Below are 15,725 nucleotides of genomic sequence, written 5' to 3'. Positions count from 1 at the left end.
GCCAGGGGCGTGTTCAGCCTGCCGCGGCGCGCCTGCGCTGGCGCTGTCGTGTGATCAGCATCGCCTGCAGATGGTCAGGAGCGTGGTTTCGGGTCCAGGTTCCGTCGGGCCCGAGGACCCAGGCGTCCGTGGTCGGTTCGAATGCCAGGTCGAACAGTGCGCCCACCTCGGCCACGAGCTCGGGGGTGGGGAGGCGTACGAGGGCCTCGACCCGGCGGTCGAGGTTGCGGTGCATCATGTCGGCCGAGCCGATCCAGGCGTTCGGCCCGTCCCCGTCGTCGGCGGCACCGTTCTCGAACCAGAAGATCCGGGAGTGCTCGAGGAACCGGCCCAGGATCGAACGCACCTCGATGGTCTCGCTGAGCCCCTCCACGCCCGGACGGAGCGCACAGATGCCACGCACGAGCAGCTGCACGGGCACGCCGGCCTGGGAGGCCAGGTAGAGCGCGTCGATGATCGCCTCGTCGACCACCGAGTTGGCCTTGAGTCGGATCCTTGCCGGACGCCCCGCCAGATGGTGGGCGATCTCGGCGTGGATCTGCTCGATCAGGCCGTTGCGTACGTTGCCGGGGGCGACCAGGAGCTGTTCGTACGTCGCCTCCCGGCTCCAGCCGGAGAGGTTGTTGAACAGGTGGGCGACGTCCTCGCCGATCTCCTCGTTGGTGGTGATCAGCCCCATGTCCTCGTAGAGCCTGGAGGTCTTCGGGTTGTAGTTGCCGGTGCCGATGTGGGTGTAGCGGCGGATCGTGCCGTCGGGCTCCTCGCGCACCACCATCGCCAGCTTGCAGTGGGTCTTCAGGCCGACGAGGCCGTAGACCACGTGGCAGCCGGCCTGCTCGAGCTTGCGTGCCCAGCGGATGTTGGCCACCTCGTCGAAGCGCGCCTTGATCTCGACCAGCACCAGCACCTGCTTGCCGGCCTCGGCCGCGTCGATCAGGGCGTCGATGATCGGGGAGTCGCCGGAGGTCCGGTAGAGGGTTTGCTTGATCGCGAGCACCCGCGGGTCCGCCGCCGCCTGCTCGATGAAGCGCTGCACGCTGGTCGCGAACGAGTCGTAGGGATGCTGGAGGAGTACGTCGTCACGGCGGGCCGCCTTGAAGACGTCGACCGGCGCGGCGCTCTCGACGGGCGCCAGGGCCGGGTGGGTGCTCGGCACGAAGGCGGGATACTTCAGCTGCTCGCGGTCGATGTCGGCGATGCCGTGCAGCCCGCGCAGGTCGAGCGGGCCGGGCAGCCGGAAGACCTCCTTGTCGGAGATGCCGAGCTCGGAGACCAGCAGGTCGAGGGTCGAGTCGGTCATCGACTCCTGCACCTCGAGACGTACGGGAGGGCCGAAGCGCCGCCGGAGCAGTTCCTTCTCCAGCGCGGTGAGGAGGTTCTCGGTGTCGTCCTCCTCGACCTCGAGATCCTCGTTGCGGGTGACCCGGAAGGTGTGCACCTCGATGATCTCCATGCCCGGGAAGAGCTTCTGCAGTCGCTCCCGCATGACCTCCTCCAGCGGCACGAAGCGGTCGTTGCCCAGCGGCACGAAGCGGCTGAAGATCGGCGGGACCTTCACCCGGGCGAAGTGCTTCTTCTTGGTCTTCGGGTCGCGCAGGCGCACCGCGAGGTTGAGCGAGAGGCCGGAGATGTAGGGGAACGGGTGCGCCGGGTCCACCGCGAGCGGCGTCAGCACCGGGTAGACCCGTTCCTTGAACAGCTTCTTGCAGGCCTTGACCTCCTCGGGGGTGAGGTCCTCCCAGTGCAGCAGCTGGATGCCTTCCTCGAGCAGCGCCGGCTTGATCTTGTCGCGGAAGACCGCGGCGTGCCGCTCGGAGAGCTCCCGCGTCGTCCGCCAGATCACCTCGAGGACCTCGCGCGGCATCAGCCCGGAGGCGGCTCGCACGGCCACCCCTGCCGCGATCCGCCGCTTGAGCCCGGCCACCCGGACCATGAAGAACTCGTCCAGGTTGGAGGTGAAGATCGCCAGGAAGCGTACGCGCTCCAGCAGCGGCAGCGTGTCGTCCTCCGCCAGCTCCAGCACCCGCTCGTTGAATCGCAGCCAGGACAGCTCCCGGTCGAGGAACCGGTCCTCGTACTTCTCGACCTCGGCCAGCGCCTCGTGGTCCGGGATGTACTCGGGCTCGACGTCGAACGGCTGGTCGGGAACCGCGGTCAGGCTCACGGTGTCCTCGGCCGAGCGGGTGGGGGCCTGCGGGTCGAGACTCATGGGGCTAGTGTGACTCACTTGCGTGACCTAGCGGGAGACATGATCCGAACTCTGGCCTTTGGTCCGGTCATCTGGCGAACTACCTGTTACACGATGTCCCTGATAACCGGTAGTTTGGGCGCATGTCGATTCTCGCGCGTGCGTCGTCCCTGATCGATCCGTTGCTGGTGCAGGTGAAGAAGCCTGCCTTCACGACGGCGATGAACCTGCCGGCTGCGGTGCAGCGGCGGATCGTCGGCAAGCCGGTGACGTACGACGGGCAGACGCTCGCGGTGGACACGCAGATCATGCTCGCGCTGCTGAAGGTGTCGGGGGAGCCGGACCCGTCGACGCTGCCGATCCCGAAGGGGCGGGTGGCGCTGCTGCGGCAGTCGCAGCTCGGCGGTGGTCACCAGGAGATCGGGTCGGTGCGTGAGCTCTGGGTCGCGGGCCTCAAGGCGCGGCTCTACAGCCCCGAGGGCGTCTCGGGCAACGCTCCGCTGCTGGTCTTCCTGCACGGCGGTGGCTTCATCTTCGGCGACCTCGACACCCACGACGCTCCCTGCCGGCTGCTGGCCAGCGAGTCGGGGGTCAAGGTGCTCTCGGTCGACTACCGGCTGGCGCCGGAGTCACCGTTCCCGGCGGCGTACGACGACTCGGTCGCGGCCTTCCGCTGGGCGGTCGAGCATGCGGCCGAGCTCGGTGCGGACCCGGCCCGGATCGGGGTGGGCGGCGACTCGGCCGGCGGCAACCTGGCGGCCGGGGTCGCGCTCGCGGTCGGCGAGGCCTGTGCGTTCCAGCTGCTCATCTACCCGGTGACGCAGTCGGAGGCGGCCACCCGCAGCCGCGAGGATCTCAGCGAGGGCTTCTACCTGACCGCCGACTTCATCGCGGCGGCGACCGACAACTACCTGCCCGAGGGCACCGACCGGCGCGACCCGCGCCACGCTCCGCTGCACGCCGAGATCCCGACGAGCGGGGTCGCCCCGGCGTACGTCGCGACCGCGGGTTTCGACCCGCTGCGCGACGAGGGCGAGGCCTACGCCGCCAAGCTCGAGGAGGCCGGGGTCAAGGTCGCGCACAGGCGCTTCGCCGACCAGATCCACGGGTTCCTGAACGTGGTCGGCGCCGGGCGTACGGCACGCGCGGCAGTCCTCGAGATCGCTCGAGTGCTGAAGGACAACTTGTAAGGAGCTGAGCGTCGTCCCAGTGCGTGCCCGGCAAGGCGGAGGAGGGAAGGCGGCCTGGGGTTGGCCGTCGACCGACGACAACGCCGCCGGGTGCGTGCTGGGACGACGCTCAGCCGGCCATGTCGGGGCGCCAGCGGAGTACCTCCCGCTGGAACGCCTCGGGGTCGACCATCGATTTGTCGACCTGGACCGCCCCGGCCTCGTCGGTGTTGAACTCGACGACCCACTCGTCGGTGGCCGGCTCGCCCTTGATGGTGATGTCGGTGTGGGTGTCGTAGAGGTCGTAGGTGTGGGTCTGCTCGTCCTTGCGTACGTCGAGCACACCCTCCTCGGTGACCGTCACGGTGCTCTCGGTCATGAGCGAGCCGTCCTCGGGGTGGAAGGTGCGGACGGTCAGCTGCTTGGTGCCGACGGGGTCGCCCTCCGTCTCGCCGACAGCGGCGTCCTCGGCGGCCTGGATGGGCTCGGAGGTGCCGGCGCCGGGGATCTTGGCGCCGGGGAACCTGCCGGACTCGGCGAGCTTGACCGCGGCCAGCCAGCCGCTCGAGCGCTGGGGGAGCGAGTCGCTGGGAGTGTCGGGCAGGGCCGTCGGCTCCGGGAGCGGCTCCTTGGACGACCCCTGCTTCTTGGTGGTCTGCTTCTTGCCTGACGGCCGCTCGGGCAGCGTCACAGGGGCGGTCGGCGGACCGGCGGTCGGCGAGGATGAGTCGACCGGCGCGGGCGCGGTGGCCTTGGCGGTCTCGACGGGCGCGAGGGGCTCGACCACGAGTGGCTCGTCCGGGGCGTCCGGGATCGGGAGGCTCGCCTCGGGCGGGACCGGGGTCGCCGCGAGGGTGAGCTCGAGGGCCTGCATCGCACGCTTGTTGGTGCTGCCGCCCTTGACCGCGAGCATGACGGCCTCGCGCAGGTCGGCGAGCTGCTTGGCCAGCTGGGCGCTGCGGCGCTCGGCGATCTGTCGATCCACGATGGCCTGCTCGACGAGCTCGGTGTTGTGCAGGATCGAGGCCTCGACAGCCTGGCGGTCGATCGCCTTCTGGCCGGCGACCTCCTCCGCCTCGGCCCGCAGGCGTACGGCCTCGGTGGCCTGCTCCTGGACGTCGGCGAGACGGTTCATCATCTCCGTCATCCGGCGCTCGGCCTCTTCGCGCTCACGGGCTTGTGCGGTGACGACCTCGGTCATCGCCTCGTGCGCGGCACGCAGCGCAGACTCCGCCGCGCGACGACCCTCGTTGGCCTCGGTCGCAGCACGCTCGGCGGCGCGACGGCCCTCCAGGGCCTGCACCGCGAGATCGGCGTGCTCGGAGGCGCGCTGGTCGGCCGCCATCCGCGCGAGGTTGGCGGACTCGGCGGCCTGCTCGGCCTGGGAGGCGAGCTCGGTGAGCTGCCGGTAGCGCTCCTCGTTCTCGTTGGCCTCGTGTGCTGCGGCAGCGGCGAACTCGGCGTACTGCTTCGCGCTCTTCTCGGCCTCGAGACGGGCGTCGTTGGCGGCGTCGGCGGCCTTGAAGGCGCGCAGCGCGGCCTCCTCCGCCTCGGTGCGCGCGGCAAGTGCCTCGGCTGCCACGGCGTACTGATCGGCCGCCGCGGCCTCGGCCGCGGCCCGGGTCATCGCGTGGTCCTCGGCGTTGGCGTCGGCGGCCTTGCGCTCCTCGAAGGCCTCCTTCGCTGCTTCCTCGGCCTCGGCGCGGGCGGTGGCCGCGGCCTCGGCGGCGGCATAGGCGGCCTCGGCCGCAGCCTCGGCGTCCTTACGGGCCTGCTCGGCCCGCTCGGCCTGCGTCGCCATCGCGACCGCGGACTCCTCGGCCGTGATGCGGGCAGCGGCGGCCTTCTCGGCCTCGGTCGCGCGGTCGTTGGCGGCCTGCTCGGCGGCCTGGCGCGCGGTGAACGCGGCCAGCGCCTCGTCGGCTCGGCCGGCCGCGGCAGCGTCGGCCTCCTCGCGCATCCGCGCGAGCTCCTCGGAACGGGTGTCGGCCGCGGCGCGGGCGGTGTAGGCGGCCTCGGCGGCGGCCTCCGCCTCGCTGCGTGCCTCGTAGGCGTTGCGGGCCTCGTCGGCGGCCTTGCGGGCAGCCTTCTCGGCTGCGGCAAGCGCGTCGCGGAGCTCGTCCATCTCCTCGAGGCGGTCCTCGGCGGCGGCCTCCGCGACGCTGCGCGCGGCGTAGGCGGCCTGGGCCAGCTCGGCGTGCTCGGCTGCCTTCGTGTGCGCCTCGGCGGCGGAGGCGGCTGCGGAGGCGGCTTCCTCGGCCTTGGCTCGGGCGGCTTCCTCGGCCTCGGTGCGTGCGCGGGTCTGTTCCTCGGCGGTGCGGGCCGCCTCGAGAAGGCGGCGCTCGGCCGCCTCCAGCTCCTTGCCCCTGGCGACCGCGGCCTCCTCGGCCTCGGCGCGCTCCTTGGCACGGGTGTCGGCGAGCTTCTCGGCCTCGACCCTGGCGCGGGCGTACTCCTCGGCTGCCTTCTCCGCGACCTCGCGAGCCTGGTGGGCGTCGGCGGCCAGCTCGGCGTGGAGCTTGGCGGTCTCGTCTGCCTTGGCGCGGGCGGTTGCGTGCTGGGCGGCGGACTCCTCGGCGACCAGCCGCTCGGCCGCCTGCTCGGCTGCCGCCTGCTCGGCTGCGATGCGAAGCGACTCGGCTGCGGCGGCCGCGCGGGCCAGTTCCGCAGCGCGCGCCGTCAGGTCCTCGTCTTCACCCGGCTGGGCGGCCGAATCCCGGCTCCACCACTTGCCACTGGGGGTCTGCGTGCTCACGAGGGTGAATGCTAACGGCCAAGTAGGCGGCGTGTGGAGTCTCCGAAAGGTTTAACACGCCCGCTACCTGGAACTACATAAGTGTAGTTCTCCTTGGCGGCGAGGTCAGTAGACGAGCGCCTGGACGCCGTCGCGCAGGATCTCCTCGGCGAACACGACCGCACCCTTGATGGTGATGCCGTCGATCAGGTCCTCCTCGGAGAGGTCGCGACGGGAGGCGCACTGGCTGCACACGGTCACCTGGCCGGCCTCGATGACCAGCCCGATCAGCTCCTGCAGCGGCGCCGCGTGCTCCAGGGTGAACTCCTCCGCGCGCCCGGGCACCGCGAACCACGTCGCCTCACCGGTGAGCCACAGCGACACCTTCGCGCCGGCCGTCGCGGCCGCCGAGGCGACCGTGAAGGCCTGGTTCGTACGCTCGGGCGCCTCGGCGCCCACCGTCACCTTCACCACGAGTTCTTGCATGCCGAGCACACTAGCGCCTGCGTTTCGGGTCGTAGCCGACGTACCGCCTAAACTCAGTGTGTGGCTTTCGAACTTCCGGAGAACCTTCACCCCGACGCCGGTCCCTGTGCGTGGATGCTCGGCACCTGGCAGGGCAACGGGCACGGTGACTATCCGACGATCGACAAGTTCGAGTTCGGGCAGGAGCTGATCTTCACCCACGACGGGCGACCGTTCTTCCACTACTTCGCGCGCTCGTGGATCATCGACCCCGAGACGGGGGAGAAGGTGCGCGACGCGGCCCTGGAGACCGGCTTCGTCCGCTTCCGCCCCGAGGGCGAGGTCGAGTGGGTGATGACGCACAGCTCCGGCATCGTCGAGGTGTGGTACGGCAAGGCCGAGGGCGGCAAGCTCGAAGTCACCACCGACGCGGTCGCCCGCACGGAGACGGCGAAGGAATACACCGCCGGCAAGCGTCTCTACGGCAACGTCGAGGGCGACCTGCTCTATGCGTACGACATGGCCGCGATGGATCAGGCGCTGCAGCCGCACCTGTGGGCGCGGCTCAAGCGAGTCACCAAGTAGTCGCGATGACCGAGGCCGCTGAGGACTGGCGCGAGGCCCTTCGGGCGAAGGGCTACCGCCTCACGCCCCAGCGCGAGCTGGTCCTCGGTGCGATCGAGCGGCTGCGGCACGCCACCCCCGAGGAGGTGCTCGCCGTCGTACGCGAGTCGTCCTCCGCGATCAACCTCTCCACCGTCTATCGCAACCTCGAGGTGCTCGAGGAGCTGGGCCTGGTGCGCCACGCCCACCTGGGTGAGCGCGCCTCGACCTACCACTCGGTCTCAGGGCGTCCGCATTTTCATGCGGTCTGCAGGAAGTGTCAGAAGGTCACCAGTGTTGACCCCTCTGTGGCCGACGGTATCTGCGAGCGGCTGCGTGAGGAGTACGCCTTCGAGGCAGACGTCGCTCATCTGACTGTCTTCGGGGCGTGCGTCGACTGTTCTTCCGAGCCCACGTAGGAGCACAGCATGATGACTGCCAGCCCGCTTCTGTCCCTGCCCGGCGCCGTCGCCGGCGATGGTGCCGACGCACCCGTCGCCGCGCACTACGGATCGTTCAACCTGGAGCAGCGGACGTTGGCCTCGGGCGAGGGCTTCGTCGACCTCTCCCATCGTGACGTGGTGCGGGTGGGTGGGCCCGATCGGTTGACCTGGCTGCACTCGCTCACCTCGCAGGCGTTCGAGGGCCTGGCCCCGGGAGTCTGGACCTCGGCCCTGATCCTGTCCCCGCAGGGACATGTCGAGCACTTCTTCTCCGGCGTCGACGACGGCTCCGCCTTCCTGGCGTGGACCGAGCCGGGCGCCGGTGCGGCGCTGGTCGGCTACCTGGAGCGGATGAAGTTCTGGTCCGACGTGACGGTGACGCTCGAGACGTCGCAGGCGTCCGTGTGGCGTCCGGCGCAGGGCTACTCCTTCGTCCCGCGCGAGTCCCTGGAGACGTACGCCGCTGCCGCGGGTCCCGCCTGCGGGTTCTGGGCGTTCGAGGCTCTCCGGATCGAGCGTGGCGAGCCCCGGTTCGGCGTGGACACGGATGCGCGCACGATCCCCAACGAGGTCGGCTGGGTGCCGGGGTCCGCGGACGTTGTCGGCGCGGAGTATGCGGTCCACCTCGACAAGGGCTGCTACCGCGGCCAGGAGACGGTCGCCCGCGTCCACACCCTGGGCCGTCCGCCGCGGCGCCTGGTCCTGCTCCACCTTGACGGCTCCGAGAACCGGCTGCCTGTCGCTGGCTCTGAGCTCGTCTTCGGGGAGAAGACGGTGGGGTTCGTCGGGTCGTCCGCTCGGCACCACGAGCTCGGCCCGATCGCGTTGGGGCTGGTCAAGCGGAACGTACCAGTGGACGCGCAGCTCGTCGTGGACGGGATGCCGGTCGCTCAGGAGGTCCTCGTCGACCCGGAGATCGGCCTCCACATCCGCCCGCTGCGGTAGGCCTGGCCAACCCGCTTACGCATCCGGGATGCTTGGCTGCGGTCACTAACATGCTCGGGGGTTCGGAATGGGTGAGATGAGGATCGTCGTGGGTCAACAGACCCAGGCGGCGAAGCTGGTCGAGGCGCGCATCAGCGAGCTCCATGAGCTGCTGACCGACTTCGGCGGGAAGCTGGAGGGCAGCACGGAGCGGTTCAAGGGCAGCGCTGCGCAAGGCTTCGGGGAAGCCATCAACCTCTGGTTCGAGAACACAGCGAAGCTCGGTGAGTCGATGGCTGAGTACGCTGCCGGCCTCTATGCCGTCGACATGATCTTCCGGGGCGCCGACGAAGGCGTTGCCGCGTCGGGTCAGGCGCTGGAGCGGGCGCTCCCGTCCGACATGGATGCCAGGTTGGGAGACGCACGTGGCTGAGGTGACGCTGGAAGCGGACGAGACCGACCTGATGGAGATCAATCAGCTGCTGATCGGGAAGGCCGATGAGCTGAAGGCCTTCTTCGACCGTATGGCCGAAGATGTCAACGCCTTGATCGGCGGCTGGGAGACCACGGGTCAAGACCGGTCTCGCCAGGCTCACGACGAGGCCCAGAAGGATCTTGTCGTGGCCGGCCACCGCTCGGCCGAAGCCCTGCGCGAGATCGGCAAGGCGATCGGGCAATACGTAGAAAAGGTCCACGACACCGAGGCCCGCAACGTCGCCGCCATCGGCTGACCCATGTGGCAGGGACGTCGTCGCGGGTGAACGAATCTTCCTTCACCTGGCAATGATGTGGTCAGTGGATGTCGCCGATGAACTTGCCCGGCGTGTGGATGCGGTAGTTGCCTTTGACTTTCTTGGTCTCGTACTCGTGGAGGGTCGCGACGCGGGCGCGGATGTTGTCCCAGTCGACCTCTGCCCGGTCGGCCGGGTTGATGGTGGTCTGGTTGACCAGCCGGATCGGGAACCCGGCGACTTCGAAGTCGCCGACGAACTGGAAGAACGTGCCTGGCAGGAACACGACTTCCTGTTCGTCCTTGATCGCGATACTTTCGATCGCCCGGCCGTCGGGGCCGACGATCGCGTACGCCCCGGCGCAGGTGTAGTTCTCGGTCGCCATCCGGAGGTTGCGTGACGCCGGCACGAGTCCTCTCGCAACTGTGCTCCGCGTGCCGAGCCCGAACTGTGATTCCCGGGTGAAGCCGCGGAAACTCACACCCCACCAGGATGGCACCCGCCGGAGCTCCTCCACCAGAGCCCGCGCCTTCTCCAACATCGGGTCAGCGGGCGGTGTGGGGGCCGGGGTGGGGGCAGGTGGTGGCGGTGGCGGTGTTGACACCTTGGAACGGGGGCTGGTTCGCGGCGTCACCGTATAGCGCTCCGGGTCTATTGTACCGATCGTGTCGGACCCGTGGATCGGTGTCATTGCACGGATCTTGTCCAAGCAGTCGAACCGGTACTTCTGAGTGATCACACCGGTTTCCTTATCGACAAAGGAAACCGTGTTGTCGAGCCTGACGTGCGCCTCGATACCATCGACGAAATACTCTCGTGCGCCGTATGCGGGCATGTAATGGGTCGAGTCTTCAAACCCATCTGGGGCGACATAGAGAGTCCCCGAGATTCCGGGAGGGTTTCGTTGCAGGAACTCGAATAGAATTCCTCGCGCCTCGTCGAATGTCAGCATCTGTTAACCTGGCCCTCCAAGATTGAATTTGGCTTCGTGAAGATCGGTGAGGAATCGATACTTCCCCCATTCCATTCTGTGGATCTGATCCTGAAGTGAAGGTATCATTCCTGCTGCTTCATTTCGCTCGGAAATGGACTTCGATGGGTCGCTTGCGATCTCGCGGAAATGCTCGATGAGTTCTTCGTTGCGTTCGCGCCAGGTGGCATGCGCGGTGATTTCTCGCTGAACGCTCTCACTTGGCAAGCCGGCAGGATCACCGTGATGAATCGCTTCGCCCCACGCGACGGCTTCATGGTACTCATCCATGGTGCGAGGACGAGCTGACCCAAGAACGTGCTCGGTCGGCTCGAGATTATCGATGCGCATCACGCGCAGGTCCGCCCAGGGCTGTTCAACAGATCGTTCGTTGAATCGCATCATGTCTAGATATTCTGAGGCGTCCGGCTTGTCTATTTGTCCGTCAATGAGTTCGATGCCGTCGGGTCCCTTGTGGATCGAGAAGATGTGGGCGCCTCCGTCTTTCCACTGTCCCGAGATGAAACCTCGCGCGTCGTCTGGCCAAGACTCGGTCATTTTTGACAGAGCCTCCCCGGGACTCTCTTTGCTGTAATCGCTCAGGAACTCGAATTTCCCCGCGGAGCCATCCGGCGCGCGCCAATCGGACGCGATATTTGGGAGATGTCTACCTTCGAATGAGTCAACCATGTTGACGGGCCCGAGTTGTCCCTCGGTAAGTTGTTCGAATCGTACGCTCTGAACCGTTGGTGCGGCCGTGACATCGTACCCGCGCGCTCGTAGTTCCAGAGCCTCGACGACGTTATGGCAATTGTTTCCGTATCGATCGGGGTCTGCCCAATATCCAACTTCATTGACATTCTTGATGCTATCAAGCATCGGCTCTGGAGTTTGAAGGTGTGGAAAGTGGCCGTCGAGCAGTGGGTCGTACTGGCCGGTCCCCCATTCAGAGGGCCAATCGGTCGTGGAGCTCTCCGGGTCGTTGGAATCGGCATGTTCGGGTGAATCCGCGTCGGGGTCGGTGTGGCTACCGTCGGCGTGACTGTCAGGGCGGGAGCCGTCGAGGAGGTCATCGGCATGTGAGCCACCGGGGTCTGGGTGGCCGACCTCGCGTAGGTCGATCTCCCAGCGACCCTCCGCGTCGTTCCAGTGTCTTCCGACGACGTCGAACTCCGTGGCGGGCTTGAAGAGGATCTCCTTTTCGCCCGGGTTCAGAGATATGTCGCTGATGTCCCGGCCGGAGTGGCCCTCGACCCGCAACAGGACCTTGTCCCTCGGGGCGGCATCCGGGCTGCGGTTGTCGTGCAGCTCGTCGACCCAATTGCTGGCGACGTCTGGCGACTTGGTCGTGCTCAGGAACGCCGGGTCGGAGAAGCGTTCTCCACCGAAGAGGCGATCGACCGCCGAGCGTTCCATGTACATGCCGCGGTGGCTGACCTCTTGGGTCGGTGGCAGCGAGTCGAGCTCGCGTTTGACGCCAACGATCATGTCGTCGGCATCCATGAACGGCGCCGTGTCGTATTCACCGCGCAGGTACGGGTTGATCCTGTTGTAAGCCTCGCCGGCGTAGTCCTGGGTGTTGGGATAGTCGTCCCGGTTGAGTTTCTCCTCGGGCTTGACGTGGTCATCGACGTGCACCGGATCCTCGCCGGGCTGGACTCGCCCCCCATCCGCCGCGTCGTGTGAGTCGACGTCGTGGTTGGCGCTCGCATCTCCGCCGCCATCGTGGGTGGGGTCGGAACGTGACCGATCGTCGGCCTGAGAATCGTCACCTAAGGCGGACTTGTCGTCGAGGTCGGCCCCGTGAACAGGTCGCGTCGGGTCGTCCCCGAGCGGTGAGTGCGGCGTGTCGTGGGGAGCGGGGCTTGGAGTCACGTCACCGAGTCCGCCGAGCCTGTTCTCCAGGAAGCTATGGCTCGTGTCCGAGACCGTGCCCAGCCGGGACTCGAGATGGTTCATCGGGTTGTTGGACGAGTCCGAGCCTGGCGTCCCGTGGCCGGGAAGGTCCGGGGCCGCTGAGGAATCCGGATTCGGCGCAGATCCATGAGTTGGCTGCGTTGCTGCATGTGACTCTGGGGTCGAACCATGCACGGCGGGCGCATCGGGAGCGCTGCCTGCCGGGGCACGAAGAGCCTCGGAGACGCCAGACGTCCCTGGGTTGTCGGGGGTCCTTGGAGCGTCGATCCCGCGCGCGTTCGGAGCCTCGAGGTCGGGAACATCAGGCGTCGGGACGCCGCTGCCGAAGAGCTTCTTGGTGACGTTCATCGAGTCGCCAAGAGCGTCGACGGCGTCAGCGGCGCGGTTGAGACCGCCGGCCGCACGGCTCATGTCATTGACGGCGTCGATGGCGTCGGCGCCCATCCTCAGGCCCCGCGAGGCGGCGGTGGCGGTGCCACCGGTGAGGATACCGGCGACGATGTCGGGGACCAGGTGGCCAATCGCGCGCGCTGGGTTGTCGGCCCAGGTGTCCCAGTCGATGAGGCCCTTGCCGAGCTGTTCCCCGAACGCCTTCGGGTCCTTCTTCGCGGCTTTCCACATGTTCTCTGCGTCTTCGGCGGTGAGCTCTGCCTTCGCGAGCATCTCCTCAGTGGTCCGACCGTCGACCAGGCCGAGATCCGTCAAAGCACCTTCGAACGAGTAGACCATCGGGAGGGCGGGTGCGACGCTTCCGTAGAAGGCGATCTTCACCAGGTCGAGCACAGCTTCGCCGGCACCCGTAGCCACCTCGGCCCCATGATGCAGCGCGTTCTCGAGCCAGTTGCGCTTCTCGGGAGCGTTGCGGCAGGCGCTGCGTACGTCGACGGCACAGATGCGAGCGGCGTCCTCGCGACCGCGCTTGGCGGCGGCGAAGATCTCCAGGGCGTTCTTGCGGAGCTCGTCACCGGGATCGGTGAACGCCTCCTTCGCCCAGGGATACGCGAGGCCGTCGGCGATCGCCTGCGACTTCAGCTTGTTGTAGCGGCCCTCGTATTCGGCGTACGCAGCCTTGGCCTCCCGGGTGGCATCCTCGCCGCGCTGATACTCCTCCTTCGCGCGTCTGGCCTCGTTCTGGGCGTGCTCGAGGGCATCGGCGTACGCATTGAGCGCGGCGCCGCCGGAGCGGAATGCACCGCCGGCCTCCCACCAGCGAGACGGTTCCTGGTCGTTCTTGTCACCGAAGCGATCCGCAGAGCGGCCGTACCAGCCTTCCTTCGTGTCCAGGTCACGTAGTGCGGAGCCGGTGCCGCTGAACAGGTCGGCCTTCTTGACCATCGTGCGGGCCCTGGAGCGGATGCCGCCGGGATCACCCTTGATCTCGAAGTCAGGCATCGTGCCCGCCGAGATCGCGGGCAGCGGCGAGCGCGGTCTTCATCAGGTCTGCGCCGCTCGAATCGAGCTCAGCGTAGTTGGCGGCCACCTTGCCGAGCGTGCCTGCCATGTTCGTGACGTCCTCGGAGAGGTTGTTGAGGCCCTCTTCCCAGCGGTCCTTGAACTCCTCGACGGCTGACCAGACCTCGTCGCTGCCGAGCATGTCCGAGGTCGGCACGAAGTCCTCGACGTCCTTCTTCTTCAATGCCTCGATCGTGTCGTTCAGCCCGGTGGCGGCCGTCATCAAAGACTCGAAATCGACCCCGAACTCATACGCCACGCTTGCCCCCCGAATGACAACGAAACGTGGTTGAGAATAACCCGTCAGGACTGTGCGCGCAGCCCTGCTCGGATCGCGTCGTGGGTCAAGGTGATCAGGAAGTCGCCGGGGATGCCGGGGTAGCCGTGACTGAGCTTGCGCCACTCGGCGGGGATGGCGGAGGCGCCCCAGCGGGCGCCGAGGAGGCCGCCGGCGATGGCGGCGGTGGTGTCGGTGTCGTTGCCGATCCGGATGACGGTGTTCAGGGCCTCGACATAGTGCTCGGGCCCGGTGGCCGGGGTCTGTGCGATCGAGGACCAGGCGGCCTGGAGCGCGGTGACGACCCAGCCGTTGGGGTTGAAGGTCGCCGGCGGTTCGGTCTCGGCCTCGTCGAGCTTCTCGGTCCAGAAGGTGGCCTCGGCGGGGGAGAGGAGGGAGAGGCCGGAGCGTACGTCGAGCTCGCCGTGCATCACCGCGTGCTCGATCGCCAGGGACCACAGCGCACACCCCGACTGCGCGTGCTCGTCCCAGTGGGTCAGGGCGCTCACCGCCGCGGCCGCCTCGGCGACGGCCGGGCGGTCGCCGAGATAGCGGAGCGGGACGGGTGCGGTACGCATCAGCGAGCCGTTGCCGCCCGTGTGCCGGGTCATCTCGTGCAGCTTCTCCGAGACGTGCCGCAGCTGCGCGGCGGTCGGCGACGGGCCGGCGGTGTTGAGCACCCGGGCGGTCTGGTTGCCGATGTCCTTGGGCTCCGACTCCGACCACTCCCGGAAGTTGCGGCCGACGGCGGTCAGCCCCTCGTCGGTGCGCAGATCGTGGCCGGCGGCCGCCGCATCGAGGATGCACCACGCCATCGTCGTGTCGTCGGTCCATTCCCCGGGTGCGAACGGGCCGAGCCCGCCACCGAGCATCTGCGCCTTCTCGTCCGCCCCGAGCGGTGGCCGGTCGAACTCGTAGTGCGCCCCGAGCGCATCCGCGACCGCGGTCCCGACGATGGCCCCGACGGCCCGGTCACTCTGAGGCTGAGTGAGATGAGATTGGGTCAGCTCCACGCGACCAGAGACTAGCTGCGCGTGTATTGGACGTGTGTGTCCGCCGCGGCACGGGTGAACCCGAGCCCTTCGTAGAGACGTACGGCCGGGGTGTTGTCGCCCTCGACGTAGAGATGGATCCGCTCGACCCCGGTGGTGGCCAGGTGGTGCAACCCGAGGAGGGTGGCCAGCTTGCCGAGGCCGCGACCTTGGGCCGCGGGGTCGACGCCGACGACGTAGACCTCGCCCTCGGTCTCGCTGTGACGCTTCGTCCAGTGGAAGGCCAGGAGCTTCTCGCCCTCCCAGGCGGTGATCAGCCCCGATGCGTCGAACCAGGGCTCCGACATCCGCTCCCGCAGCCCGGCCTCGTCCAGCGAGCCCTGCTCGGGGTGGTGTGCGAAGGCGGCGGCGTTGACCCGGAGCAGCTCGGCCTCGTCGCCGGGCTCGAAGCCGCGTACGAGGATCTCTTCCGGGGTCTCCGGAGCTGGCGGCAGACCGGCGACCGGACGCCGCATCACCCACAGCTCACGGGTGCGCTCCCAACCCTGGCCGGCGGCCAGCCGGGCTGCAGCGGGGTTGTCACCGTGCGACCACGCCGTGGTCCCGGCGGGAAGCGACGGCGCGCGAAGCAGCAGCTGTCGCCCCAGGCCGACGCCGCGATGCTGGGTCAGCACCACCAGCGACAGCTCGGTGCCGATCAAGAGCCCGAACCCGCGTACGTCACCCCAGATCGTGGCGTCCTCAGGTCGGTTGCGCAGCGTCAGGAGGGTCGCCTCGTCGAGCGGCGCCACGCCGTCGTACGCCTCGGTCGCCTTCGCGATGGCCAGGAGCTGCTCGACGGTGAGTGCCATGGGTGCAGC

The 15,725-nt window shown here is 68.2% G+C and carries 14 protein-coding genes; 6 read left to right on the top strand and 8 right to left on the bottom strand.

The annotated features are described in order from the left end of the window. Positions 1 to 13: 13 nt before the first annotated feature. Positions 14 to 2,209 (bottom strand): RNA degradosome polyphosphate kinase, encoded by a 2,196-nt coding sequence (locus ACIA03_RS01935; protein ID WP_396978703.1) that lies wholly within the window; start codon positions 2,207 to 2,209, stop codon positions 14 to 16. Positions 2,210 to 2,331: 122 nt separating this feature from the next. On the opposite strand from ACIA03_RS01935, the gene ACIA03_RS01930 reads away from it, so the two are divergent. After that, a complete protein-coding gene (locus ACIA03_RS01930) occupies positions 2,332 to 3,378 on the top strand; it encodes an alpha/beta hydrolase (RefSeq protein WP_396978701.1) in 1,047 nt (348 codons plus the stop codon). A 109-nt stretch (positions 3,379 to 3,487) separates the two neighbouring features. Here ACIA03_RS01930 and ACIA03_RS01925 read toward each other — a convergent pair whose 3' ends face one another. Both ACIA03_RS01925 and ACIA03_RS01920 read right to left on the bottom strand, forming a co-directional pair. Further along, the gene (locus ACIA03_RS01925) at positions 3,488 to 6,112 is read right to left on the bottom strand and encodes a hypothetical protein (RefSeq protein WP_396978699.1); all 2,625 of its coding nucleotides are present in this window, start codon (positions 6,110 to 6,112) and stop codon (positions 3,488 to 3,490) included. 105 nt (positions 6,113 to 6,217) lie between these two features. Then, the gene (locus ACIA03_RS01920) at positions 6,218 to 6,577 is read right to left on the bottom strand and encodes a DsrE family protein (protein WP_396978697.1); all 360 of its coding nucleotides are present in this window, start codon (positions 6,575 to 6,577) and stop codon (positions 6,218 to 6,220) included. Positions 6,578 to 6,637: 60 nt separating this feature from the next. On the opposite strand from ACIA03_RS01920, the gene ACIA03_RS01915 reads away from it, so the two are divergent. From ACIA03_RS01915 to ACIA03_RS01895, 5 genes are all read left to right on the top strand, one after another. After that, a complete protein-coding gene (locus ACIA03_RS01915) occupies positions 6,638 to 7,141 on the top strand; it encodes an FABP family protein (protein ID WP_396978695.1) in 504 nt (167 codons plus the stop codon). Between the two features lie 5 nt (positions 7,142 to 7,146). After that, entirely contained in the window at positions 7,147 to 7,578 is a 432-nt protein-coding gene (locus ACIA03_RS01910) for a Fur family transcriptional regulator (RefSeq protein ID WP_396978693.1), read from the top strand. Between the two features lie 9 nt (positions 7,579 to 7,587). Further along, on the top strand, positions 7,588 to 8,547 hold the full coding sequence (locus ACIA03_RS01905; protein ID WP_396978691.1) for a YgfZ/GcvT domain-containing protein: 960 nt from the start codon (positions 7,588 to 7,590) through the stop codon (positions 8,545 to 8,547). 88 nt (positions 8,548 to 8,635) lie between these two features. After that, positions 8,636 to 8,959, top strand: a complete 324-nt coding sequence (locus ACIA03_RS01900; protein WP_396978689.1) for a WXG100 family type VII secretion target — start codon at positions 8,636 to 8,638, stop codon at positions 8,957 to 8,959. Then, entirely contained in the window at positions 8,952 to 9,257 is a 306-nt protein-coding gene (locus ACIA03_RS01895; RefSeq protein WP_396978688.1) for a WXG100 family type VII secretion target, read from the top strand. Before ACIA03_RS01900 ends, ACIA03_RS01895 begins: the two co-directional genes overlap by 8 nt. 61 nt (positions 9,258 to 9,318) lie before the next feature. On the opposite strand, the gene ACIA03_RS01890 is transcribed toward ACIA03_RS01895, so the two are convergent. From ACIA03_RS01890 to mshD, 5 genes are all read right to left on the bottom strand, one after another. Next, positions 9,319 to 10,209 carry a hypothetical protein gene (locus tag ACIA03_RS01890; protein WP_396978686.1) on the bottom strand — a complete coding sequence of 297 codons (891 nt, stop codon included), beginning with the start codon at positions 10,207 to 10,209 and terminating at the stop codon, positions 9,319 to 9,321. A 3-nt stretch (positions 10,210 to 10,212) separates the two neighbouring features. Continuing rightward, positions 10,213 to 13,536: a putative T7SS-secreted protein gene (locus tag ACIA03_RS01885; RefSeq protein ID WP_396978684.1), complete on the bottom strand. Its 3,324-nt coding sequence runs from the start codon at positions 13,534 to 13,536 to the stop codon at positions 10,213 to 10,215. After that, entirely contained in the window at positions 13,529 to 13,819 is a 291-nt protein-coding gene (locus ACIA03_RS01880; RefSeq protein WP_396978682.1) for a hypothetical protein, read from the bottom strand. The genes ACIA03_RS01885 and ACIA03_RS01880 overlap by 8 nt, the downstream gene beginning before the upstream one ends. Before the next feature lie 80 nt (positions 13,820 to 13,899). Then, on the bottom strand, positions 13,900 to 14,886 hold the full coding sequence (locus tag ACIA03_RS01875) for an ADP-ribosylglycohydrolase family protein (protein ID WP_396978680.1): 987 nt from the start codon (positions 14,884 to 14,886) through the stop codon (positions 13,900 to 13,902). Positions 14,887 to 14,897: 11 nt separating this feature from the next. After that, the gene (gene mshD, locus ACIA03_RS01870; RefSeq protein WP_396978678.1) at positions 14,898 to 15,716 is read right to left on the bottom strand and encodes a mycothiol synthase; all 819 of its coding nucleotides are present in this window, start codon (positions 15,714 to 15,716) and stop codon (positions 14,898 to 14,900) included. Positions 15,717 to 15,725 lie beyond the last annotated feature (9 nt).

The sequence above is a fragment of the Nocardioides sp. NPDC051685 genome (assembly GCF_044453405.1).
Classification (GTDB): domain Bacteria; phylum Actinomycetota; class Actinomycetes; order Propionibacteriales; family Nocardioidaceae; genus Nocardioides.
The sequence above is the reverse complement of the archived record's forward strand: the minus strand, read 5'-3'. Positions and strand labels throughout refer to the sequence as shown.